The organism is Chloroflexota bacterium, assembly GCA_015478725.1.
Lineage (GTDB): Bacteria > Chloroflexota > Limnocylindria > Limnocylindrales > CSP1-4 > C-114.
Window position 1 is genome coordinate 126,925 of the sequence record JADMIG010000002.1, and the last position, 22,152, is coordinate 149,076.

The following is a 22,152-nucleotide window of genomic DNA, read 5'->3' on the forward strand; positions in this document are numbered from 1 at the left end:
TCGCTCCTTTTCGGATGTCGTGGTGGCCAGGACCGGCGACCTCAGCCGACCAGCTCGTGGAGACCGCTCAGCAGCTCGCCGAGCGATACGCTCGGGTCGGCCACGAGGGCCGGGATGAGCAGCTCGTTCTCCTTCCACAGATGCGCCTCGAACAGGGCGAGGATGGCGCTCGCGGTCGCCACCGCCTCCAGTCCGTCGGCGGCCCCGCGGAGGCGCTCGACATGGGCGATGATTCCCTTGTGCTCCTCGCGCATGGCCCGGACGAGGAGGGCTGTCAGGCCGGTGTCGCCGGCCGGGTAGAGCGCTGCCTCCTCGGCGGCGGCGTGCGGCAGCAGGTCGCCCTCCAGATAGCCGAGGACCGCGCGCTCCGAAACCCCGCGCGGTCGACCGGCCCGGACCGCATCGCGCAGATCACCGACGCGTGCGCGGAGGGTGTCCCGCAGCTCGTCGTGGTGCGCCCGGATCGCCGCGGCGGCCTCCGCGTCCTGCTGGATCGGCATCTGATGGGTCCTCCTGGGGCGCGTTGGGATTGATACCTGATATTTTACGGGTATCTCCGTGCAAAATGCAAGCGGTGACTGCAGCACACCATTGCCATCGCCTCCTCGCCGGGCTGACCCGGCCCCGGCTGCTCGCCGTCCTGCGCGACTCGGGGGGATCGATGGGCGTCCGGGAGCTCGCCGGTGCGGTCGGTCTCCACGCGAAACAGACCGGGCAGTTCGGGTGCGCTGGCCCGCCTATCTCTGGCAGGCTGGCCCTCCCCGACCATGATTGCAGGCGACGTGATGGCCGACCCGCCGGTAGCGCTCGTCCACCTCGGCCTGCTCCTCAGGCGTGAGATCGTCCGCTCCAGCCGCAGGAGGGGCAGGGGCGGCTGTCCTCGTAAAAGGTGAGCGCATCCTTCAGGCCACGCGCCCGGGCGGGATCGTGGGCGATGATCCTGGCGATGTCGTCAACCGTCGCCTTGGCCAGAACTTGCGCAAGTTCTCGGCGGAGCCTGGCCCGCCCGTTGGCTGCCTCCCGTTTCTCGGCCTTGTCGGCCGCGATCACGGATCGGGTCTTCTCGACCCCCTCGGCGGCGAGGGCCTCAGCGCGGGCCTGTTCGGGATCTGATGCGGTAACCATGTCACCGAGGGCGTCGAACGTCTCGACGCTCCGGGCATGGTGCCGGATCGACGGCTCCTCGCGCACGTCGAGAAGACGATCATCGGTCATCGGATGGCTCCTTCCAGTGGTCCTCCCGGCTGCCTCGAGCCGGGCCGGGTACTGCGTTGACGCCGTCCAGCCGTTGAAGGTCTCACCTGCCGCGCGCCGACGCGTGGCCTCGCCGGCCAGCCGCGGGTGAGCGACACTGCCAAGGTTCGCGACGAGAGCGGGGATCAGGAGATTGTCGTTGAGCTCCGCGTGGTCAGCTCGGATGGCCGCTGCGGCTTCCTCGTTGCCCAGTTCGACACCCGCGGCTTCTCCTTCAAGCAACGACCAGATGGTTGGTACTTGATATTTACGTCCATATCCGTGCAAAATGCAAGCCATGTCATCGCCACAGCACCGCCACCGTGTCCTCGCCGGGCTCACCCGCTCGAGACTCCTCGCCGTCCTCCGCCAGGCCGACGGTCCGGTTGGGGTGCGCGAGCTCGCCGAGACGGTCGGCCTCCACCCGAACTCCGTACGCGAGCAGCTCGACCAGCTCGTGGACGCGGGGCTCGTCGCCCGGAGCATCGCCCCATCCGCGGGCCGCGGGCGACCGAGCCTCCGGTATGTTGCCGAACCGGAGGATGGAGATCCCGACCCCAGCGCCTATCGCGAACTCGCCCGGGTCCTCGCGGACCAGCTCGCCCTCCAGCCCGACCCGGCCGGTTCCGCGACCCGCGCCGGGGACCGCTGGGGCCGCACGATGGCCGCCGACGCAGCACCCACGCCCAACGCCAGCGACGCCGTCGACCGCCTCGTCACGCTGCTCGACCACGCGGGCTTCGCTCCAGAGCGGCCGGCAGGCGCCAGTGACCCGATCCGCCTTCGCCACTGCCCGTTCGGGCCTCTTGCGCGGGAGCACCAAGACGTCGTCTGTGGGGTCCATCTCGGCCTGATGCGGGGAGCGCTCCGGGAGCTGGGGGCACCGCTCGATGCCGTCCGCCTCGAACCCTTCGTCGCCCCGGACCTGTGCGTCGCACATCTCGGGCCTCGAGAGGGTTCGGCCGATGGCTGACCAGCCCCTTCGCCTGGCCCGCCTGCTCGGCCCGGAGGTCGACGCCGGGCGGCTCGTCGAGGAGCTCCGCGCGGTCATCGACCCCGAGCTCGGGGTCAACATCGTCGACCTCGGGCTCGTCTACGGTGCGGAGATGGTCGATGGCGTCGCGCACATCCTGATGACGACGACGACGCCGGCGTGTCCGATCGGGTCATACCTCCGTGACGAGATCCGCTGGGCGCTGCTTCGGGTCGATCGGGTCCTCGACGTCGAGGTCGAGCTGACCCACGAACCGCCGTGGTCGCCGGACCGGATGAGCGACGCGGCCAAGGCCCAGCTCGGGTGGGACCGGTGAGGGCGATCGGGATCGCGAGCGGATCATGGCGGTTGGCGATGCTCGTGCTCGGGGCGGCGGCGCTGCTGGTGGGCCTGACAGGTGCACTCGTCCTGCTCGGGCTGCCACTGGCGCCCGGTACGGTGCGACTGGCCGCGGACCACGGCCTGTTGATGACCCTCGGGTTCCTCGGCACGCTGATCTCGCTCGAGCGGGCGGTCGCACTCGGCCGGCCGTGGGGATACCTCGCGCCGCTGGCGACCGGTCTCGGCGGGCTCGCGCTGATCGTCGGGCTGCCGATGGCCGTCGGGACCGTCCTCTTCACGATCGGCGGAGCCCTGTTCATCGCGATCTATGGCGCATTCGACCGGATCGAAGTCGCGCTGCACACCCGCGTCGAGGCGGTCGGCGCGTTCGCCTGGCTCGTCGCGGCACTCCTCCTCGTCGCGGGCCGGCCGGTGAGTGCCGTCGTCCCGTGGCTCGCCGGGTTCCTCGTCCTGACGATCGCCGGCGAGCGACTCGAGCTCGCCCGGCTCGGTCGTCTGTCGGGCCCGAAACGTACCGCCTTCATCCTCGTTGCGGCGGTCTTCGTCGGCGGGATCGTCGCGACCCTCGTCGTTCCGGATGCCGGCGTCCGGCTGGCGGGTGTCGGCCTCCTCGGCCTCGCGGCCTGGCTGGCTCGAAACGACCTCGCCCGTCAGACCGTCCGGATGCCGGGGGTGACACGGTTCATCGCCCTCTGCCTGCTGATCGGCTATGCCTGGCTGGCCGTCGCCGGCGGTGCCTGGCTCGCGTTCGGAGCGGTGATCGCCGGCCGCCCCTATGACACGATGCTCCATGCCCTCTTCCTCGGGTTCGTCATGTCGATGATCTTCGGCCACGCGCCCGTGATCCTTCCGGCGATCCTCGGCCTCCCACTCCCGTACCGGCCGTGGTTCTATGGTCACCTCGTCCTGCTCCACGCGGGCCTGCTGATCCGGATCGTCATCGGCGACGTCATGGGCCGGAGCGCGGGCTGGCAGCTGGGCGGCGTCCTGAACGTCGTGGCTGTGCTGCTTTTCCTCGGCGGGTCGGTCGTCACGTCGGTCGTCGAGACACGACGCCGAGCGAGCCTGTTCAGGACTGTGCGATGAGGCGACACCCGAGACCACGGATCCGGGGAGGTCAATCCTCCACCACCTCTGTGAGAGGGCACTCGGTGCCTCCTTCGTGATCCGTGCTCGGGACACGCTGAGAATCACACCGGTGGCCCCTGACTGTCCGGCTCAGCCGGCGTCAGGAGCCGCGATCAAATCCCACCACTCGGGGGGACACCGCTTCCGCGCCGCCTCGCGAGCGCGTGCGCAGGCTGACGAGGTTCGGGTGAGGATCTCGACAGACCCACGCTCGATGCCGCTCCCAGCCGGTCGTGGTGCGTCGCCTGCATCGCGGGGGCGGGCTGGCACCGTAGCCGTTGGCATTGACGCAGTCGCGTGCACCCAAGCCGTCGGACCTCGACCGCTGCCGGAACGGCTCCGCTGCTAGAATTCCGGCGCGGGCCGCCGTCCTTTGGGCGCCCGCGCCCGAAGCCCATGAGCCGCACGGCGGCCGGCGGTGCCGGACGCGCCCGGAGTGAGGTTCCGTTGACTGCCCTCTGGTACATCGTCGGTTTCGCCTTCGCCGGTGTGTCGTTCGTCTTCCTCACGATCGGCATGGCGTGGCTCATCTCCCATCGGAATCGCGGCGACGTCCACAAGGGCCTGCCGTACGAGAGCGGCATCGACACCTACGGCGACACCCACGCCCGGTTCGGCCTGAGCTTCTACATCTACGCCCTGCTGTTCGTCGCCTTCGACATCGAGGTGATCTTCATCTACCTCTGGGCGCTCGTGTTCCGCGACCTGCTCCTCGGCGGCTTCGTCAGCATGCTCATCTTCGTGGCGATCCTCCTCCTCGGCCTCGGCTATGCGTGGCGCAAGGGGGTGCTCACGTGGCAGTGACAGACCCGCGCCGCGGCCTCGCCGGCCCCGGCGCTGCCCTCGTCGCGGCCGAGGGAACGGATGCCCCCAGCGCGCCGATCGTGGTCCCGAACACCCTGTGGCAGTCGAGCGACCCGCTCGCCTACGACGGTGGGCGACCGTCGGACATCACCCACCTCGCGGAGTTCGAGGCGTCCGGCGTCGGCGCCCGGGACGACGCCCGCTGGGGCGGCGCCCTCGAGGTCATCCCGACGAAGGCGGACTATGTGCTCGACCTCCTCCGGGCGAACAGCCTCTGGCCGCTCCTGTCCGGCCTCGCCTGCTGTGCGATCGAGATGATGTCGGCGGCGACGAGCGTCAACGACATGGACCGCTGGGGGATGTTCCCGTTCCGCGCGAGCCCGCGCCAGGCGGACGTCCTCATCGTCGCCGGGACGTGCACGACGAAGATGGCCGGCCCCCTCGTCCGCCTGTGGGAGCAGATGCCGGAGCCCAAGTGGTGCGTCGCGATGGGCGACTGCACGTGTTCGGGCGGCCGCTACAAGCGGAGCTACTCGACGATCCAGGGGATCGACCGGATCATGCCCGTCGACGTCTACGTCCCCGGCTGCCCGCCGCGGCCGGAGGGGCTCATCTACGGGATGATGAAGCTCCAGCAGATCGTCAAGGACCGCCGCGGCCACTGGCCGGAGCGAGCCATCGGCCCGACCGTGCCGGACGGCGTCTAGGCGATGGACCGAGCGCTCAAGCGCCGCCTCGAGGTGCGGTTCGGCGATCTGCTCGGTGGCCCGGTCCACCAGCGCCACGACGAGACGGAGATCCGGATCCCACCGGCGGAGGTCCCGGCCGTCCTCCGGGCGCTCCACGACGAGCCGGAGTTCCGATTCACGTTCCTCGGCGACCTGTGCGGGGTGGACACGGGCACGGAGATGCAGGCGGTCTATCACCTCTGGAGCGAGACCTCGCCGGACTGGCTCCGCGTCGTCGCCGTCGGCCTGTCGCGGGACGATCCGCGCGTCCCGTCGGTCACCTTCCTGTGGAAGGGTGCCGAGTGGCAGGAACGCGAGGCCTATGACATGTTCGGCATCACGTTCGAGGGGAACCGGGACCTCCGGCGGATCTACATGCCGCCCGACTACACGAGCTTCCCGCTCCGCAAGGACTTCTTCCTGCCTGACGATGCGTCACGCTCGCCGGGCGGCGGCGTCCGCCACATGGAGCAGGTCCACGCGCCGGTGAACGCCACCCCGGGAGCGGTCGTCCGCCGCTCGACGGCCGGCTGACCCAGCGCCATGACGACGACCGCAGACGACCGTCGCACGCCGCGCCACGCCTCGGCCGACGATCCGCGAGTCATGCTCGACGAGCAGATCGGCGTCTTCGAGCCGGTCCCGCCGTATCCGCCACGCACCGAGCGGGAGGCGGAGTTCTACACCCTCGGCGACGGCGAGATGTTCATCAACATCGGACCACAGCACCCGTCGACGCACGGCGTCCTGCGGATCGTCCTCAAGATCGACGGGGAGCAGGTCGTGGATCTCGACCCGGTCCTCGGCTACCTCCACCGCGGAGTGGAGAAGCTCTGCGAGAACGCCGACTACCACCAGGCGATCTGCTACACGGACCCGCTCGAATATGTGAGCTCGCTCTTCATGGAGTGGGCGCCGGTCATGGCCTTCGAGAAGCTCCTCGACGTCGAGGTTCCGCGACGAGCCGAGTACATCCGGGTCCTCACCGGCGAGCTCAACCGGGTGATGAGCCACATCATGTTCGTCGGCTGGATGGCCCTCGACCTCGGCGGTCTCACCCCGATCCTGTGGGGCTTCATCGAACGCGACGAGATCGTCGAGATGCTGGCGAGCATCGCCGGTCAGCGGATGCTCTTCAACTACTTCCGGATCGGCGGGGTCAACGGCGACCTGAACCACGACTTCATGAGCCGTCTCGGGCGCTGGATGAGTCACGCGACGAGCCAGCTCGACACGGAGCTCGCCCTCCTCAACGAGAACGAGATCTTCGTCCGCCGGATGCGCGGCCTCGGCGTCGTCGATCGGGAGACGGCGATGCGGATGTGCCTGAGCGGCCCGAACCTGCGCTCCACCGGCGTCCCGTTCGACGTCCGCCGGGCTCATCCGTACAGCGTCTACCCGGAGCTCGACTTCGACGTGCCGACCCGGAGCGAGGGCGACTGCCTGGCGCGGTACCTGCTCCGGATGGACGAGGTGCGCCAGAGTCTCCGCATCATCGACCAGTGTCTCCATGAGATGCCGGACGGGCCGATCATGGCGAAGCTCCCCCGGCTTCTCCGCCCGCGACCCGGTCGGGCCTACGCGGCGGTCGAGGGACCGCGCGGCCAGCTCGCGACGTATGCGATGAGCGACGGAACGGATCAGCCGTTCCGGATGCGGATCCACGACCCGAGCTTCGTCAATCTCCAGACCGTGGGCCTCGTCATGCCGGGCCACCTCATCGCCGACACGATGGCGGTCATGGCCTCCCTCGATCCGATCATGGGCGGGGTGGACAAGTGACCGCCGCCGTCGGCCGCACCTGGACGAGGCTGACGATCGCCGGCAAGGTGGTCTTCGTCGCGGTCCCGCTGCTCCTCGCCCTGCTTGTGCCGCTCGGTATCGCCATCGTCCTGTGGGGCGGCGCGATCGTCGACTTCCTCGCCGCGAATCTCCCGCTCGTCCGGTTCGCCGTGGCCGCGACGGCCGTCCTCCTCATGACCGTCCCGACGGCCTTCCTCATCATCTACATGGAGATGAAGGTCATCGCCCTCATGAACCTGCGGGTCGGTCCGGATCGCGTGGGTCCGTTCGGATCCGCCCTGTCCGTCGTCCACGGGCTCAAGGTCCTCATGAAGGAGGACTTCACGCCGACCGGGGTGGACCCACTCGTCTTCACGTGGGCGCCGGTGGTCGTCTACCTCGCGAGCGTCATGGCCCTCCTCGTCATCCCCTTCGGGCCGGGGCTGTTCGGGCAGGGCGACATCAACCTCGCCCTCCTCTACTTCTTCGCGATCGGCGGGCTGTCCGTCGTCGGCCTGCTCATGGCCGGCTGGTCGAGCTTCAACAAGTACTCGCTCCTCGGCGGACTCCGGTCGGCAGCCCAGGTCGTGAGCTACGAGATCCCGCTCACGCTCTCGGTCGTCGGGCTCATCCTCCTCGCCGGGACGATGAGCCTCAACCGGATCGTCCTCATGCAATCCGGCTCGGTCCTCGACTGGAACATCTTCCGCCAGCCGCTCGGGGCGCTCATCTTCCTCATCGCGGCTGCAGCCGAGGCGAACCGGACACCGTTCGACCTCACCGAGGCGGACAGCGAGATCGTCGCGGGCTACGCGACCGAGTACAGCGGCATGCGGTTCGGCTTCTTCTTCTTCGCCGAATACGTCAACGTCTTCATCATCTCCGCCCTCACCGTGACCCTCTTCTTCGGCGGCTGGACGGCACCGCTCGACTGGCCGTGGCCGATCGTCTCCTCGCTCGACCCGGGCAGCCTCGGAATCGGCCTGCTCATCCTCATCGCGATCGTGCCGCTGATCGGGACCCTCCTCCTGGCCGCTCCGTTCTTCGTCGCCCGAAGCTCGATGCCCGCCTGGCAGGCCCTCGTCATCGGGTTCATCCTCTTCAATCTCCTCGCGGTCGTCGCGGTGGCCGGCTGGGCGTTTCTCACCTTCGACTGGGTCGCCGGGCTCCTCTGGTTCCTCGGCAAGACGTACGTCTTCGTGTTCACGTTCGTCTGGCTCCGGGGGACCCTGCCACGGGTCCGCATCGATCAGCTCATGGGTTTCGCCTGGAAGTGGCTCCTGCCTGCCTCGCTCCTCAACCTGTTCGTCACGGCCGCCGCGATCGTCGTGGTGGGTCGGTGAGCGCATCCGTGAGGGTCGTCCGGTGAGCCAGCTGCCCGGCCTCGGCATCGTCAAGGGGATGGCGATCACGCTTCGGCGCTTCTTCGAGCCGAAGGCCACCATCCGCTACCCGGAAGTCGCGGCGACGATCACGCCGAAGTTCCGGGGGCGGCTGCAGCTCCTCTATGACGAATGGGGCACGCTCAAGTGCGAGACCTGCTTCCAGTGCGCCCAGGCCTGCCCGATCGAATGCATCGACATGGGCGGGACGGACACGAAGGGCCGCTACCACGTCCACTGGGGAGCGCCGGAGACGTATGGCGAGCGGCGCGAGGAGTCAGCACTCCGCCGATCCGGGCGGACGGTGCCGGACGAGGCGTACGCCCACTTCGACACACCGGACGGCCTCGCCGCCGTCGACGCGATCCTCGATGCGCACGACCGCGACCCGGCCCGCATGCTCGCGATCCTCGAGGCGACGCAGGCCCGGTTCGGCTATCTCCCGGTGGCGGCGCTCAAGCGGATCTCCCACGCGACGGGGGCGTGGTACGCGATGATCTACGGCACCGCCTCGTACTACCGTCATCTCCGCTTCGAGGCACCCGAGGCGGTCGAGCAGGCCGCGGCCGTCGCCCACCACCGGCCGTCGGAGGAGGCGTTCATCGCGGCGCTCGACACCGCGCTCGGACGCCCGGGACGGGCCTGACCCGATGACCGAGATCCTCGCGACGCCGGCCACCTGGCCGGCGATCCTCCTTCCGCGCAGTGGAGCGGACGCCGGCGGCGGCACGACCGGGACGGACGGCGCGGTCGGATCGTTCGCCGGCCTCCGGCGGGCGATCGCCGAGCTCGGTCCGGCCGGGACGATCGCCGCGGTCGTCGCGTCGGGGCTTCGGGGTCGCGGCGGTGGCGGCTTCCCGACCGGTGAGAAGTGGCGCGCGGCGGCGGCGATGGACACCGGACGGCGCTATGTCGTCGCCAACGGGTACGGGGCGGACCCGGCGGTCTCGACGGATCGGACGCTCCTGGAGCGCGCCCCGTCCGCGGTCGTCGAGGGAGCGGCGATCGCCGCCTTCGCGATCGGCGCGGCAGAGGCGATCATCGCCGTCCGCGCCGAAGCGACCGCCGCGATCTCGGCCCTCGAAGCGTCTATCGCCGCGGCCGAGGCGGCGGGTCACCTCGGCCCCGATGCGATCGCTCCCGGCCGCGACCTCACGGTCCACGTCCGGACCGTCCAGGGCGCGTACATGCTCGGCGAGGAGACGGTCCTCCTCAAGGCCCTCGAGGGCAAGCGCGGCCAGCCGGAACAACGCCCGCCCCACCCGACGGAGCGCGGCCTGTTCGGCGCGCCGACCGTCGTCCAGAACGTCCAGACGCTCGCCGCGGTGCCGTGGATCGTCCGCCACGGCGCGGAGGCCTTCGCCGCGCTCGGCGGGTCCGCGAGTCCTGGCACGATCCTCGTCCAGGTCCGCGGAGCGGAGCGGTCCGCCATCGCCGAGATCCCGCTCGGGACCCGGCTCGGCGAGATCGTCGCCCTCGGCGGGCCGGTCACGGCGGGCCACCGACTCAAAGCCGTCCTCGTCGGCGGCCCGTCCGGTGGACTCCTGCCGGCCGACGCCCTCGACACGCTCTACGACTTCGATCCCCTCCGGCTCGCGGGGGCGCACATCGGTTCGGGGAGCGTCGTCGCGGTCGACGATCGGACCTGCGTCGTCGATCTCGCTCGAGTCCTCACCCGGTTCTGCGCCGACGAGGCGTGCGGCAAGACGATCCCGTGCCGGATCGGGACGCGACGCCTGACGGAGATCGGCGATCGGGTCGTCGGCGGTCGGCCGCGCCCGACGGACCTCCAGCTCCTCGCCGACCTGTCCCACGACATGGTCGAGAGCGCCCTGTGCGACCACGAGCGCCTGACGACCCTCCCGTACACGAGCGGGATGCGATACTTCCGGGCGGAGCTCGACGACCACATCCTCCGCAGCTCATGCCCCGCCGGCGTATGCCACCCGATCGCGGTGATCGCCGGCGCCGGGGCCCAGTGAGGCAGACCGCGACCCGATGACCGACCTCATCGTCCGCCCCCACGAAGCCCCCGGCCTGCTCGCCGTCGTGGACACGGTCACGCCTCGCGACGACTCGCTCGCCGAGCGCCTCATCACGACCCAGTCACCGCAGCGACCGCAGTCCGCCCCGGCGATCCGTCTCGAGGTGGACGGCCGCCTCATCGAGGGGCGCGAGGGCCAGACGATCCTCGAGGTCTGTCGGGACAACGGGATCGAGATCCCCACCCTCTGCTACGAGCCGAAGCTCCCGGGCTTCGGCGCCTGCCGGATGTGCGTCGTGGAGGTCGAGGGCGAGGAGCACCCGCCGATCAGCTGCTCGCAGCGGGCGACGGCCGGAATGGTCGTCCAGACGCAGACCGAGATGGTCCGCCAGCTGCGGGCGACGAACCTCGAGCTCATCTTCAGCGACCACAACGCGTACTGCCTTCCCCCGTGCCAGAACAAGTGCCCGAGCCACATCGACATCCCCGGCTTCCTCAAGGCGAACGCAGAGGCGAACTGGCGCGAGTCGACCCGCATCTTCAAGCGGACGATCCCATTCCCGTCGGTCCTCGGCCGGGTCTGCCCGGCACCGTGCGAGGAGCACTGCCGGCGCGACGAGGTTGACGAGGCGATCGCCATCCGGGACAGCCACCGCTATGCCGGGGACCAGGTGCTCCGGGCGATGCTCGACGAGGGCGTCGATCCGCCGATCCCGTTCGAGCAGCAGCCGAGGTCCGGCCGCCGTGCTGCGGTCATCGGCTCCGGGCCGGCCGGGATGGCGGCGGCCTATTACCTCCTCCTCGCCGGCCACGACGTGACGGTCTTCGAGCGCGACCCGGCTCCCGGGGGGATGCTCCGCTACGGCATCCCGCAGTACCGCCTGCCCAAGGTGGAGGTCCTGGAGGCCGAATACGAGAGCGTCACCCGCCTCGGCGGCGAGATCCGCTGCGGCCAGGGACTGGGCCGCGACTTCTCGCTCGACGACCTCCAGAACCAGGGCTACGATGCGGTCCTCATCGCCATCGGCTGTTACGACACGAACAAGCTCGGGATCCCCGGCGAGGACGCCGACGGCGTCATCGACGGACTCGAATACCTCCAGACGGCAACCCTCGGGCTCGAATACCCCGGCCACCGGGGCACGAAGGTCATCGTCATCGGCGGCGGCTTCACCTCGATGGATTGCACCCGGACGTCGATCCGCCAGGGCGCGGCCGAGGTGACCCTCGTCTACCGCCGGGACATGAAGGACATGCCGGCCTCCGGCGAGGTCCACGAGGCGATCGAGGAAGGCGCGACGGCGATCTTCCAGGCCGCACCGGTGCGGGTCATCACGGACGCGAAGAACCGGGTCACCGGGGTCGAGTTCATCCGCAACAAGCTCGGCGAGCCGGACGCCTCGGGACGGCGTCGCCCCGAGCCCGCCCCGGGAACGGAGTTCACCCTGCCGGCCGACCGGGTCCTCCTCGCCATCGGCCAGGGACCGGATCTCAGCTGGTTCGGACCCGGAAACGAAGGCCTGACCGCGACCAGGCAGCGCCGTCTCAAGGCCGACGCGGTGACGTTCGAGACCGGGCGATCTGGCGTGTTCGGGACGGGCGACGTGCGGATCGGCGCAGCGACGGTCGTCGCCGCCGTGGCCGAGGGACGTCGCGCCTCGTACGCCGCAGACGCGTACCTCAAGGGGCTCGACCTCGGGGCAATCAGGACCCGCCAGCAGCTCGCCGAGCCGCAGCCCGAGTTCCTCTCGATCGTCCCGTTCACGAGCGAGGTCAAGGAGTCGCGCCACCGCCTCACGGCGATGCCGGCCGAGGCTCGGAACCGCAGCTATGTCGAGTACGAGATCCCGTACAGCCCGGCCGAGGCGGTCGCCGAGTCGAGCCGCTGCCTCCAGTGCACGTGCGAGGCCATCGGATTCTGCGACCTCCGTCGCCTCGGCATCGAGTACGGGACGACACTCCAAACGCTCGAGCCGGCGTACCACCAGGGAGCCGGCTACCGGAGCGTGACCGAGAACCGCTTCACGGGCTCCAACCACGACTACATCCGCGACGACTCGCACGCGTTCATCCTGCGCGAGCCATCACGTTGCATCGACTGCGGCCGCTGCGCCCAGGTCTGCTCGGAGGTGGTCGGGGCGGCCTGCTACGACTTCATGCGGATCGGCTTCGACACCCTGGTCACGACGCCGCTCGACATGAGCCTCAACGACACGCCCTGCGTCTCGTGCGGCCGATGCGCAGAGACGTGCCCGACCGGTGCCCTCATGCCGAAGCCGCGGGTGCTCGAGAAGTACGAGGTTGACGAGAGCCGCTGCATCCTCTGCGGGATCTGCGTGGACGCCTGCCCGTACGACGCTCTCCGCGATGGAGCGGACTTCGAGCTCGCCCACACGAGCCGGGCGGACCCGCAGATCGATCTCCTCGCCCTCGCCGCCGTCGACCGCGAGACAGAGGTGACGTACATCCGTCGCGAGCGTGACTGGGCCACCCGGGCCCTCGCCGAAGGCCGCTCGACGGCGCCGCGGCTCCTCCCGATGCTGCCGGCAGCGATCGCCGCCGGCGGCGTGCCCAACGGCAACGGCCACGCTCACGGCAACGGCCACGCTCACGGCACCGGTCATGGCGCGCCTCTACCCGCCCTCGGCGCGGGCGCCGTCCCCGGCCCGGCGGCAGACCACGGCGTCGGCACGGCCGGCGGGCACGGCTGAGACACGGATGCCCATCCCGAGCACGATCCCGATCATCGGCGGCACCTGGGACGACCTCCTCTTCGTCCTTTTCGCCGCCATCCTCCTCGTCGCCGGACTGCTCGTGGTGACGATGCGCGACATCATCCGCTGCGGCCTGGCGATGATCGTCTGCTTCGGCGCCCTCGCCGGGATCTATGTCGTCCTCGGCGCGCCGCTCGTCGCCGGAGCCCAGGTGCTCGTCTACATCGGGGCGATCAGCGTCCTCGTGCTCTTCGCGATCATGCTCACGGAGAACAAGGCCGCGCCCGCGCGGCTCGTCTTCCAGACCCAGGCCCGGCCGGCCGCGATCGCCTCGATCGTCCTCGCCGCGATCATCGCCCTGACGGTGTCCGCCACGGACTGGGGGAGCCTCGCGACGCGGGTCCGGAGCGCGACCGAGGACGTCGCGCGAGCGCTCTTCGCCTCGTTCACCCTGCCGTTCGAGATCGTCAGCGTCCTCCTGCTCGCGGCCGTCATCGGTGGCATCTTCCTCGCCAGGCGCGAGGGCGGCGAGCGCCCGTGAGCGACAACCTGGACAGCTACCTCATCGTGTCCGGCATCCTCTTCGCGATCGGGACATTCGGCTTCCTCGCCCGGCGGAACGCGATCAGCATGCTCATGTCCATCGAACTCATGATCAACGCCGTGAACCTCACGATCGTCGCGTTCGGGTCGTTCATCGAGCCGTTCAGGTCGAACGCTTCGGTCATCGCCATCATCGTCATGGCGGTCGCGGCCGCCGAGGCGACGGTCGGACTCGCCCTCGTCATCGCGATCTACCGGAACCGGAAGACGCCCCTCGTCGACGAGTACGACTCGATGCGGCAATAGCCGGACGCCGCCGGACCGACCGATGAACCAGCTCATCCCGCTCATCCCGCTCATCCCGATCATCGGCTTCGCGTTCAGCGCGCTCTTCGGCCGGCGCCTCCAGGCGCGCTACGGGAAGCCCGCCGCGAGCCTCGTGCCGGTCGGGCTCATCGTGCTCACCTGGCTCATCTCGATGGCGGTCGCGGCGACGGCCCTGACCGGCGGCTTCGGCGAGACGGGCGCGAACGTGACGCTCTGGCAGTGGATCCACGCCGGGACCTTCACCGTCGACATCGGGTTCACGGTGGACCAGCTGACCGCAGTCCTCCTCATCGTGGTCACGACGATCGGGATGCTCGTCCACATCTACTCGATCGGCTACATGAGTCACGACGGCGGCTACTGGCGGTTCTTCGCCTACCTCAACCTGTTCATGTTCTCGATGCTCCTCCTCGTCCTCGCCGACAACTTCCTCCTCGTCTTCGCGGGCTGGGAGCTCGTCGGCCTGTCGAGCTACGCCCTCATCGGCTTCTGGTATCGCCGGCCGAGCGCCGGCCTGGCGGCGAAGAAGGCGTTCATCGTCAACCGCGTCGGGGACGTCGGCTTCGCGCTCGGGATCATGGCGATCTGGGTGAACACCGGGACGCTCAACATCCGCGTCGCGCTCGAGCGGCTCGGCGCGCTCGACGCGCAGAACCACGGCCTCGTCGTCGTCATCGCCCTGCTCGTCTTCTGCGGGGCGGTGGGCAAGAGCGCCCAGTTCCCGCTCCACGTCTGGCTGCCCGATGCGATGGAGGGCCCGACGCCCGTCTCCGCCCTCATCCACGCGGCGACGATGGTGAACGCCGGCGTCTACCTCGTCGCCCGCGTGAATCCGCTGTTCGGCCACGCCCAGGAGGCGATGGTCGTCGTCGCCGCGATCGGCATCTTCACCGCGATCCTCGCCGCTTCCATCGCGACGACCCAGACGGATATCAAGCGGGTCCTCGCCTATTCGACGCTCAGTCAGCTCGGTTACATGTTCGCCGCGCTCGGCGTCGGGGCGTGGGCGGCGGCGATCTTCCACCTCATGGCCCATGGCTTCTTCAAGGGACTCCTCTTCCTCGACTCGGGCTCGGTCATCCACTCCGTGGGCGGCGAGCAGGACATGCGCCGGATGGGCGGCCTGTCGAAGAAGATCCCGGTGACGTACTGGACGATGCTCATCGGCGCGGTCGCGATCTCCGGCATCCCGCCGCTCGCCGGGTTCTTCAGCAAGGACGAGATCCTCGCCTCCGCGTTCAAGAACGGCTTCCTGTGGGTCTGGGCGGTCGGCTTCATCGTCGCCGGGATGACCGCGTTCTACATGTTCCGGCTCATCGCCCTCACCTTCTGGGGCGAGAGCCGGGTGGATCCGGCCGTCGAGCCGACGATCCACGAGTCGCCGCGCTCGATGACGGTGCCGTTGATCCTCCTCGCGATCCCGAGCGCGCTGCTCGGGATCGCGATCGGCCTGCCGCCCGAGAACGGCCTCCTCGCGAACTGGCTCCGGCCCGTCTTCGAGAGTACGGTCCGGCTGTCAGGCCGAACCGAAAGCTACTCACTCTTCGGCATCGACGGCGCGCTCCTCCTCGCGAGCGTCACCGTGGCGGTCGTCGGCATCGCCATCGCCTGGCGGCTCTTCGGCGTCGAGCTCGGCGGCCTCCGCCGGCGGGCCGATCCGGCGCGCGTCCGGGCGTTAAGCGCCCGTGTCCCGTTCCTCTATCGGGCCTCGCTCAACAAGTGGTGGTTCGACGACCTCTACGACCTGCTGTTCATCCGGATCGGCGGCCGCGTCGCGGCGGCGATGTGGTGGTTCGACCGGAATGTCGTCGACGGGGCGGTGAACGGCATCGGCACGCTCACGATCGGCGGCGGGCGCGAGCTCCGCCGGGTCCAGACCGGGCACGTCCAGAACTACGCCCTCGGCATCGCCGTGGGCCTCATCGTCATGGCTGGCTCGTACCTCCTCATCGTCGGCCACTGATGTCGATCGCCGCGTTCCCCATCCTCTCGATCGTCACGTTCCTCCCGCTCGCCGGGGCGATCGTCATCGGCTTCCTCCCCCGGAACCGCCCGGATCTCGCCCGCTGGACGGCGCTCGGCACGTCCGGCCTGGCCTGGCTGTTCAGCCTCCTCCTCCTCGTCGGCTTCCTCCCCGGCCGCCCGGGCGGCGGGTTCCAGTTCGTCGAGCAGGCGGACTGGATCCCCGCCTTCGGGATCCAGTACAAGCTCGGGGCGGACGGCCTGTCCCTCATCCTCGTCCTGCTCACGACGACCCTGTCGTGGATCAGCATCCTCGCGAGCTTCGGGCCGATCAAGGAGCGGGTGAAGGAGTACATGATCTCCTTCCTCATCCTCGAGGTCGGGATGATCGGGGTGTTCCTCTCGCTCGACCTCTTCCTCTTCTACATCTTCTGGGAGGTCGTCCTCGTCCCGATGTACCTCATCATCGGGATCTGGGGCGGGCCGCGCCGGATCTACGCGACGATCAAGTTCGTCCTCTACACCCTCGTCGGGTCGCTCCTCATGCTCGTCGCCATCCTCGCCACCGCGTTCACCTACGCGCAGGGTCACGGGGGCTCGTTCGTGGGGGCGTTCGACTTCATCCACCTCCGCGACTACGCCGCTACCGCCGGCTTCTCGAACACGCTCCAGATGTTCGCCTTCGCCGCGTTCTTCCTCGCCTTCGCCATCAAGATCCCGATGTTCCCCTTTCACACCTGGTTGCCGGACGCCCACGTGGAGGCGCCCACGGCGGGCTCGGTCATCCTCGCCGGTGTGCTCCTCAAGCTCGGCGGCTACGGGTTCATCCGGTTCGCCCTGCCGTTGTTCCCTGAGGCCGCCCGGACGTACGGGCCGTGGATCATCGCCCTGAGCCTCATCGCCATCATCTACGGAGCGATCGTGGCCCTCGTGCAACCGGACCTCAAGAAGCTCGTCGCGTACAGCTCGGTGAGCCACATGGGGTTCGTCACCCTCGGGATCTTCATCTTCCAGCCGCAGGGGATGAACGGCGCGATCCTCCAGATGGTGAACCACGGGCTCATCACCGGCGCCCTGTTCCTCCTCGTCGGCGTCATCTACGAACGGACCCACGACCGGACGATCGCGAAGATGGGCGGCCTCGCATCGCTCACTCCGGTCTACGCGGCGACCTTCGGGTTCTTCGTGTTCGCCTCCGTCGGCCTGCCCGGCCTGTCCGGATTCGTCGGCGAATTCCTCGTCTTCGTCGGGGCGTGGGCATACAGCCCGGTCGTCGCGGCGATCGCCGCGTTCGTGATGATCTTCGCGGCCGGATACCTCCTCTGGATGTTCCAGCGCATGTTCACCGGCGACGTGTCCGAATTCTTCGCCGGCCTCGGCCACCACATCACGGACCTTCGGCCGGTCGAGATCGTGACGCTGGTCCCGCTCGGGACCCTCGTCGTCGTCTTCGGCCTCTTCCCGGGCCTCATCCTCGACCTCGTCTCGGGCACGGTGAACTCCGTGCTCGGCAGCGTCGGGGCGGCGACCGCGATCCACCTCCTCCCCTGGCAGTAGCGGAGCACGCGAGCACGATGGCCTGGGCCGACCTCGTCACCATCGCCCCGCTGGCCGGCGCGATCCTCGTCGCCGCCGCGATCGTCGTCGCCGATATGATCCGGCCCGGTGACCGGACGGCAGCGCTCATCGTCAGCTTCGCCGGCCTCGCCATCGTCGCCGCGCTCACACTGCTGACGGGGCGGACGCCGGCAGACGCCTTCGCGGGTGCCTACCGGGTCGACGCCCTCACCACCTTCCTCGACCTCCTGTTCGTCTCGATCGTCGCGTTGACGATCCTCTTCGCCCCGGACTACCTCGAGCCGCGTGGCCTGCCGGTCGCCGAGTTCGCCGCGGTCCTCGTCTTCGCGATGACGGGCGCGATGCTCATCTCCGCCTCGGCCGACCTCCTCGTCCTCTTCCTCGGCCTCGAGCTCATGGTCCTGCCGGGCTACCTCCTCGCCGGGTACGCGAAACACGACGCCCTGTCCACCGAAGGGGCGATCAAGTACTTCCTCCTCGGCTCGTTCAGCTCGGCGATCTTCCTCTTCGGACTCGCCTTCATCTGGGGTCTCAGCGGGTCGACCCGGATCGCGGACGTGGCCGCCCATCTGTCGTCCATGGTGAGCGGCTCGGCGCCATTCTCACCGGGCCTCGCGATGGGCCTCGCCTTCCTCACGACCGGCGTTGCCTTCAAGATCGCCGCGGTCCCGTTCCATTACTGGACGCCGGACGCGTACCAGGGTTCGCCGACCCCCATCACGGGCTACCTCTCGGTGGGCCCCAAGGTGGGAGCCTTCGCCCTCATCCTCCGGCTCTTCGTCGGCGCGCTCGATCCGGTGAAGGCGGACTGGCTCGTCGTCATCGTCGTCCTCGCCGCCCTCACGATGACGCTCGGCAACCTCGTGGCCCTCACCCAGGACAACGTGAAACGGATGCTCGCCTACAGCTCGATCGCCCACACCGGGTACATGCTCGTCGGCCTCGCCGCGTACGCCGCCGGCCGGATCGAAGGGATCGAGGGGCTGCTCTACTACGCGGCCGCCTACACGTTCATGAACCTCGGCGCGTTCGCCGTCGTCGCCGCTCTCCAGCGACGGCCCGGCGTGACGAGCCAGCTCGACACGTTCGCCGGCCTCGGGCGGCGGGAGCCCATCCTCGGGATCCTCATGACCCTGTTCATGCTGTCCCTCACCGGGATCCCTCCCACGGCGGGCTTCTTCGCCAAGTTCAGCGTGATCCTGCCCGCCATCCAGGCCGGTGGCTGGCTCACGGCGCTCGCGGTCCTCGCCGTCCTCAATGCCGCCGCGGCGGCGTTCTACTACCTCCGCGTCGTCGTGTACATGTTCATGCGCGAACCGGCCGGCGAGGCGGACCGGTCGCCCCACAGCTCGCTCGTCTGGACGGGCCTGTGGGCGACGACCGTGCTCACGATCGTGCTCGGACTCTTCCCCGGCCCGCTGCTCGCGATCGTCGGCGACGCCGCACGCGCCTTGCCATAGCGGTCGCGGACGCGGTCTCCCGCGGTACCGTCCGACTCGGCTGAGCCAGGCCGTCAGGGCGTGACAGACGTCGTCGGCAGGATCTGCTGAAGGTTCGCCGCCATACCGGCGGCGGTGAGACCACCGTACGCGGCGGCTCGGATGATGCCGTCCGCGCCGATCCAGTAATGGAGCGGGAGAACGACCGCGCCCCACGCCCGCTGGGCGGTGCCGTCCGGGTCGAGCCCGATCGGGAACGTCGTCCCGAGCGACTTCGCGAAGGCGGCGATCGTCGCCTCACTCTCGGCCACGTCGACGGCGACGACCGTGAGCCCGGTCGGCGCATAGCGCGTCGCGAACCCCTCCATGAGCGCGAACTCGGCTCGGGCGGCGGGGCAGTACGTCCCCATGAAGTCGAGCCAGACCGGCGTGCCGCGCAGCTTCGAGAGGTCGATCGTCCCGCCACCGAGCCTGGCGACCATGAGCGATGGCGCAGGCTGGCCGAGATGGAACTGGCCGGCGAGCTGGTCGACGGATGGCGAGGCGCCGGCCGAGGCCGAGGCCGTCCCGACGGACGGCGAGGCGGGCGGGGCCGACCCGGCGGGCGTGGACGTCGATGGGATCGGGCTGGAGGCCGGGGAGGCGGAGGGCGCGCTCGGGGCGGCGTTCGGAGGGCCGCCGGGAGCCGGGACCGTCGGCTCCGGATGGACCACCGGTGGCGCCACCGCGATGACGACCGCGAGCGCGCCTGTCATCGTCACCGCACCGGCGAGCACCGCGAGGAGGATGACGAGGCGGCGATGCACCTTCGGAGCGTACCAGTACGACCGTTCGAGGGCAGTCCCGAAGGACCGCTGCTAGCATGGCCGACCCATGGACCTCCTGCGCGGCCATCTCCGGTCCCGGATCCTCCCGGCCGTCCTCACTGCGACCGGGATCGCCCTCGTGACAGCCGGCCTGCTCACCTACTCGACACCCGTCGATGCCGGGCCGGTCGTCCTGACGAGCGGCGCGGCGAGCGCGCCGTCGTCGAGCGCGCCCACGTCGGTCCCGCCGAGCTTCAGCCTGCTCACCCTGCCTCCATTCCCCACGCCGAGCGACGGGCCGTCGTCCTCGCCCACGACGAGGGTCACCACGCGGGTCGTCGTGCCCGCCCTCGGCATCGACCTTCCGGTGGTCAAGCCACCGGCCGGGTTCCCCTTCTGCAACGTCGCGATGTACCTCGACCTCTTCTCGCAGCCGGGCGAGCCGGGCCCGACGTACCTCTTCGCCCATGCCCGGACTGGCATGTTCCTGCCGCTCCTCACCCGCTCCCAGGTGAGCGACGGCGCATCGATGATCGGGATGCTCGTCGAGCTGTACACGAGCGATGACCAGCTGTTCCTCTACCGGGTGGTCGAGGTACGGCGGCACTATCCGGCCGACCGCAGTCTCTCGACGCTCCAGACGAAGGACGATCAGGTGTGGCTCCAGACGTCGGAGGGACCGTACGCGGGCTCGCCGAAGCTGCAGGTCGTCGCCGACCTCCTCTCGAGCGGGCCGGCGGATGCCGCCCAGGCCCACCCCACCCCGCACCCGATCGTCTGCGCCTGATCACACCTGGAGGCGAGGCTCGGGCGCGACCTCGTTTCGCGACCGGCCAGGGCCGCCGCCGAGGACGAGTGCCGCCGGGATCGCCACCGCAGTCACCCCGGCGGCGACGGCGAAGAGACCGACCATGACCGATGTCGCCTCCATGGCGGCCCAGGACTCGAGGGCGCCGACGACGAGGCCGTCCTTGAGCGGCCGATCGCGAAGATCCGCCGGGATGAACGCCTTGTAGCCGCCCGGGGTCCGATAGACCTCGTCGTACAGATGGGTGATGACGGTCGAGCCGTAGGCGGCGAGGACGGCGAGGCCGATCGCCATGCCCACCATCCGGGCGACGGTCACGGTCGAGGAGGCCGCGCCGTACGAGCTCGCGGGCACCGCCCCCAGGGCAGCGGTCGAGCGCGGCGTCACCGTCAGCCCGAATCCGAGCCCGAAGATCGCCAGCACGCCGGCGACCGTCCCGAGGTCGACGCTCGGCGCCCAGCGGCTCATGACCACGAGCGCGCCGATGGCGAGACCGAGGCCCACGGCGGAGACTGCCCGGAGGCTGAGCGTGCGGATGAGCCAGCCGGCCCCGAGCGCGCCGATCGCGGTCGCGAGGGCGAGCGCGCCGAGCACGAGACGCTGGTCGTCAGGTCCGCCGTACAGGACCCGGTCCACGAAGAGCGCGCCGCCGACGATCGCGGTGGCGAAGGCATAGCCGGTGAGGAGCGAGACGATCGTCGCGGCGCTGAAGACCCTGTCCCGGAAGAGCCGCGGGTCGATGAACGGATCGTCGCGCCGAAGGGCGCCACGGACGTAGCCGGCGATCGCGGCCACGGCGACGACCGTGAGGAACCCGGCGAGGACGGTCGGATCGAACCCGCCGGCGGTCGGTCCGGCGCTGCCGATCAGGCTCACCGACCCGAGCGCCGCGGCGAGCCCGAGCGAGAAGAGGACCGCTCCGCGGAGGTCGATCCGGCTCGCCCGGCGGGGCGTGTCCCAGCCGTCGCTCGCCGCCCAGGCGAGGGCAAGGGCGACGATGCCGATCGGGACGTCGACGTAGAAGACCCACCGCCAGGCCGGGTCGAGGGCATGGAGTATCGGACCGCTCGTGATCCCGATGCCGGCAAGTGCCGAGGCCGGGTGGAGCGCTCCGAGGATCGTCGCTCCGACGAATGGTCCGGCCGCCATCCCGAGGAACGTGAGGCCGCCGATGATGCCGAGTGCCCGAGCTCGCCGGTGACCCTCGAAGAGGTGCGCGGCCGCGGCGGTCCCGACCGGGATGAGGATCCCTCCCCCCACCGCCTGGACGAGCCGGGCGGCGATGAGCGCGTCGATCGTCGGCGCGGCGCCGGCGAGCGCAGAGCCGACGGTGAACGCGACGAGCCCGCCGAGGAACAGGCGTCGGACGCCCCACAGATCGGCGAGGCGACCGGCGAGCGGCATGGTCACGATCGAGACGAGGAGATACCCAGTGACGATCCACGCCGCGTGCCGCAGATCCGTGATATCCGACAGGTCGCGGAGGATGGACGGAAGGGCGACCGCCGTGATCATGAGCTCGAGGCCGGAAAGGAAGACGCCGACGCCGAGGACCGCCAGGATGATCGATGCGTCGCGGCGTCCCATCGTCGGCCGAG

21 protein-coding genes and 1 pseudogene are annotated in these 22,152 nt (G+C 69.8%); 18 read left to right on the plus strand and 4 right to left on the minus strand.

Going from position 1 to position 22,152, the window contains the following annotated elements; genetic code table 11:
* Positions 1-41: 41 nt before the first annotated feature.
* Both IVW53_03420 and IVW53_03425 read right to left on the minus strand, forming a co-directional pair.
* Entirely contained in the window at positions 42-500 is a 459-nt protein-coding gene (locus tag IVW53_03420) for a hemerythrin domain-containing protein (GenBank protein ID MBF6604612.1), read from the minus strand.
* Between the two features lie 328 nt (positions 501-828).
* Complete coding sequence (locus IVW53_03425) at positions 829-1,575, minus strand: hypothetical protein (protein MBF6604613.1); 747 nt, start codon at positions 1,573-1,575, stop codon at positions 829-831.
* Between IVW53_03425 and IVW53_03430 the strand changes: the two genes are divergently transcribed.
* The 16 genes from IVW53_03430 (at position 1,523) to IVW53_03505 (ending at position 18,961) form a co-directional block, all read left to right on the plus strand.
* The gene (locus IVW53_03430; protein ID MBF6604614.1) at positions 1,523-2,206 is read left to right on the plus strand and encodes a MarR family transcriptional regulator; all 684 of its coding nucleotides are present in this window, start codon (positions 1,523-1,525) and stop codon (positions 2,204-2,206) included. The genes IVW53_03425 and IVW53_03430 overlap by 53 nt on opposite strands.
* Positions 2,199-2,543: a metal-sulfur cluster assembly factor gene (locus tag IVW53_03435; GenBank protein MBF6604615.1), complete on the plus strand. Its 345-nt coding sequence runs from the start codon at positions 2,199-2,201 to the stop codon at positions 2,541-2,543. Before IVW53_03430 ends, IVW53_03435 begins: the two co-directional genes overlap by 8 nt.
* A gap of 38 nt (positions 2,544-2,581) precedes the next feature.
* Entirely contained in the window at positions 2,582-3,655 is a 1,074-nt protein-coding gene (locus IVW53_03440; protein ID MBF6604616.1) for a hypothetical protein, read from the plus strand.
* 438 nt (positions 3,656-4,093) lie between these two features.
* Positions 4,094-4,501 (plus strand): NADH-quinone oxidoreductase subunit A, encoded by a 408-nt coding sequence (locus IVW53_03445; GenBank protein MBF6604617.1) that lies wholly within the window; start codon positions 4,094-4,096, stop codon positions 4,499-4,501.
* A 224-nt stretch (positions 4,502-4,725) separates the two neighbouring features.
* Positions 4,726-5,208: an NADH-quinone oxidoreductase subunit NuoB gene (gene nuoB, locus IVW53_03450; protein ID MBF6604618.1), complete on the plus strand. Its 483-nt coding sequence runs from the start codon at positions 4,726-4,728 to the stop codon at positions 5,206-5,208.
* 3 nt (positions 5,209-5,211) lie between these two features.
* On the plus strand, positions 5,212-5,763 hold the full coding sequence (locus tag IVW53_03455) for an NADH-quinone oxidoreductase subunit C (GenBank protein MBF6604619.1): 552 nt from the start codon (positions 5,212-5,214) through the stop codon (positions 5,761-5,763).
* A gap of 9 nt (positions 5,764-5,772) precedes the next feature.
* A complete protein-coding gene (locus tag IVW53_03460) occupies positions 5,773-7,011 on the plus strand; it encodes an NADH-quinone oxidoreductase subunit D (GenBank protein MBF6604620.1) in 1,239 nt (412 codons plus the stop codon).
* Positions 7,008-8,354 (plus strand): NADH-quinone oxidoreductase subunit H, encoded by a 1,347-nt coding sequence (locus IVW53_03465; GenBank protein MBF6604621.1) that lies wholly within the window; start codon positions 7,008-7,010, stop codon positions 8,352-8,354. Before IVW53_03460 ends, IVW53_03465 begins: the two co-directional genes overlap by 4 nt.
* 22 nt (positions 8,355-8,376) lie before the next feature.
* Positions 8,377-9,039 (plus strand): NAD(P)H-dependent oxidoreductase subunit E, encoded by a 663-nt coding sequence (locus IVW53_03470; GenBank protein ID MBF6604622.1) that lies wholly within the window; start codon positions 8,377-8,379, stop codon positions 9,037-9,039.
* 4 nt (positions 9,040-9,043) lie between these two features.
* Positions 9,044-10,375: an NADH-quinone oxidoreductase subunit L gene (locus IVW53_03475; GenBank protein MBF6604623.1), complete on the plus strand. Its 1,332-nt coding sequence runs from the start codon at positions 9,044-9,046 to the stop codon at positions 10,373-10,375.
* A gap of 16 nt (positions 10,376-10,391) precedes the next feature.
* On the plus strand, positions 10,392-13,088 hold the full coding sequence (locus IVW53_03480) for an FAD-dependent oxidoreductase (GenBank protein MBF6604624.1): 2,697 nt from the start codon (positions 10,392-10,394) through the stop codon (positions 13,086-13,088).
* Positions 13,089-13,095: 7 nt separating this feature from the next.
* Positions 13,096-13,632 (plus strand): NADH-quinone oxidoreductase subunit J, encoded by a 537-nt coding sequence (locus IVW53_03485; GenBank protein MBF6604625.1) that lies wholly within the window; start codon positions 13,096-13,098, stop codon positions 13,630-13,632.
* Positions 13,629-13,940, plus strand: coding sequence for an NADH-quinone oxidoreductase subunit NuoK (nuoK, locus tag IVW53_03490; protein MBF6604626.1), 312 nt, complete (start codon positions 13,629-13,631; stop codon positions 13,938-13,940). The genes IVW53_03485 and nuoK overlap by 4 nt, the downstream gene beginning before the upstream one ends.
* A 22-nt stretch (positions 13,941-13,962) precedes the next feature.
* On the plus strand, positions 13,963-15,924 hold the full coding sequence (nuoL, locus tag IVW53_03495) for an NADH-quinone oxidoreductase subunit L (protein MBF6604627.1): 1,962 nt from the start codon (positions 13,963-13,965) through the stop codon (positions 15,922-15,924).
* A gap of 5 nt (positions 15,925-15,929) precedes the next feature.
* Positions 15,930-17,480, plus strand: coding sequence for an NADH-quinone oxidoreductase subunit M (locus tag IVW53_03500; GenBank protein MBF6604628.1), 1,551 nt, complete (start codon positions 15,930-15,932; stop codon positions 17,478-17,480).
* Positions 17,481-17,497: 17 nt separating this feature from the next.
* Positions 17,498-18,961 carry an NADH-quinone oxidoreductase subunit N gene (locus IVW53_03505; protein ID MBF6604629.1) on the plus strand — a complete coding sequence of 488 codons (1,464 nt, stop codon included), beginning with the start codon at positions 17,498-17,500 and terminating at the stop codon, positions 18,959-18,961.
* A gap of 53 nt (positions 18,962-19,014) precedes the next feature.
* On the opposite strand, the gene IVW53_03510 is transcribed toward IVW53_03505, so the two are convergent.
* Positions 19,015-19,746, minus strand: a complete 732-nt coding sequence (locus IVW53_03510) for a TlpA family protein disulfide reductase (GenBank protein ID MBF6604630.1) — start codon at positions 19,744-19,746, stop codon at positions 19,015-19,017.
* Between the two features lie 130 nt (positions 19,747-19,876).
* Between IVW53_03510 and IVW53_03515 the strand changes: the two are divergent.
* Positions 19,877-20,066: pseudogene (locus tag IVW53_03515) on the plus strand (hypothetical protein).
* A gap of 161 nt (positions 20,067-20,227) precedes the next feature.
* A complete protein-coding gene (locus tag IVW53_03520; protein MBF6604631.1) occupies positions 20,228-20,533 on the plus strand; it encodes a hypothetical protein in 306 nt (101 codons plus the stop codon).
* On the opposite strand, the gene IVW53_03525 is transcribed toward IVW53_03520, so the two are convergent.
* Positions 20,534-22,141 carry an MFS transporter gene (locus IVW53_03525; protein MBF6604632.1) on the minus strand — a complete coding sequence of 536 codons (1,608 nt, stop codon included), beginning with the start codon at positions 22,139-22,141 and terminating at the stop codon, positions 20,534-20,536.
* Positions 22,142-22,152: the final 11 nt, after the last annotated feature.

Bases quoted from the DNA above. Each gene is read 5' to 3' on its own strand.
- IVW53_03420 (MBF6604612.1), bottom strand. From the start codon at position 500: ATGCCGATCCAGCAGGACGCGGAGGCCGCCGCGGCGATCCGGGCGCAC.
- IVW53_03430 (MBF6604614.1), top strand. From the start codon at position 1,523: ATGCAAGCCATGTCATCGCCACAGCACCGCCACCGTGTCCTCGCCGGG.
- IVW53_03435 (MBF6604615.1), top strand. From the start codon at position 2,199: ATGGCTGACCAGCCCCTTCGCCTGGCCCGCCTGCTCGGCCCGGAGGTC.
- IVW53_03440 (MBF6604616.1), top strand. From the start codon at position 2,582: ATGCTCGTGCTCGGGGCGGCGGCGCTGCTGGTGGGCCTGACAGGTGCA.
- IVW53_03445 (MBF6604617.1), top strand. From the start codon at position 4,094: ATGAGCCGCACGGCGGCCGGCGGTGCCGGACGCGCCCGGAGTGAGGTT.
- IVW53_03455 (MBF6604619.1), top strand. From the start codon at position 5,212: ATGGACCGAGCGCTCAAGCGCCGCCTCGAGGTGCGGTTCGGCGATCTG.
- IVW53_03460 (MBF6604620.1), top strand. From the start codon at position 5,773: ATGACGACGACCGCAGACGACCGTCGCACGCCGCGCCACGCCTCGGCC.
- IVW53_03475 (MBF6604623.1), top strand. From the start codon at position 9,044: ATGACCGAGATCCTCGCGACGCCGGCCACCTGGCCGGCGATCCTCCTT.
- IVW53_03480 (MBF6604624.1), top strand. From the start codon at position 10,392: ATGACCGACCTCATCGTCCGCCCCCACGAAGCCCCCGGCCTGCTCGCC.
- IVW53_03485 (MBF6604625.1), top strand. From the start codon at position 13,096: ATGCCCATCCCGAGCACGATCCCGATCATCGGCGGCACCTGGGACGAC.
- nuoL (MBF6604627.1), top strand. From the start codon at position 13,963: ATGAACCAGCTCATCCCGCTCATCCCGCTCATCCCGATCATCGGCTTC.
- IVW53_03505 (MBF6604629.1), top strand. From the start codon at position 17,498: ATGGCCTGGGCCGACCTCGTCACCATCGCCCCGCTGGCCGGCGCGATC.
- IVW53_03520 (MBF6604631.1), top strand. From the start codon at position 20,228: ATGTTCCTGCCGCTCCTCACCCGCTCCCAGGTGAGCGACGGCGCATCG.
- IVW53_03525 (MBF6604632.1), bottom strand. From the start codon at position 22,141: ATGGGACGCCGCGACGCATCGATCATCCTGGCGGTCCTCGGCGTCGGC.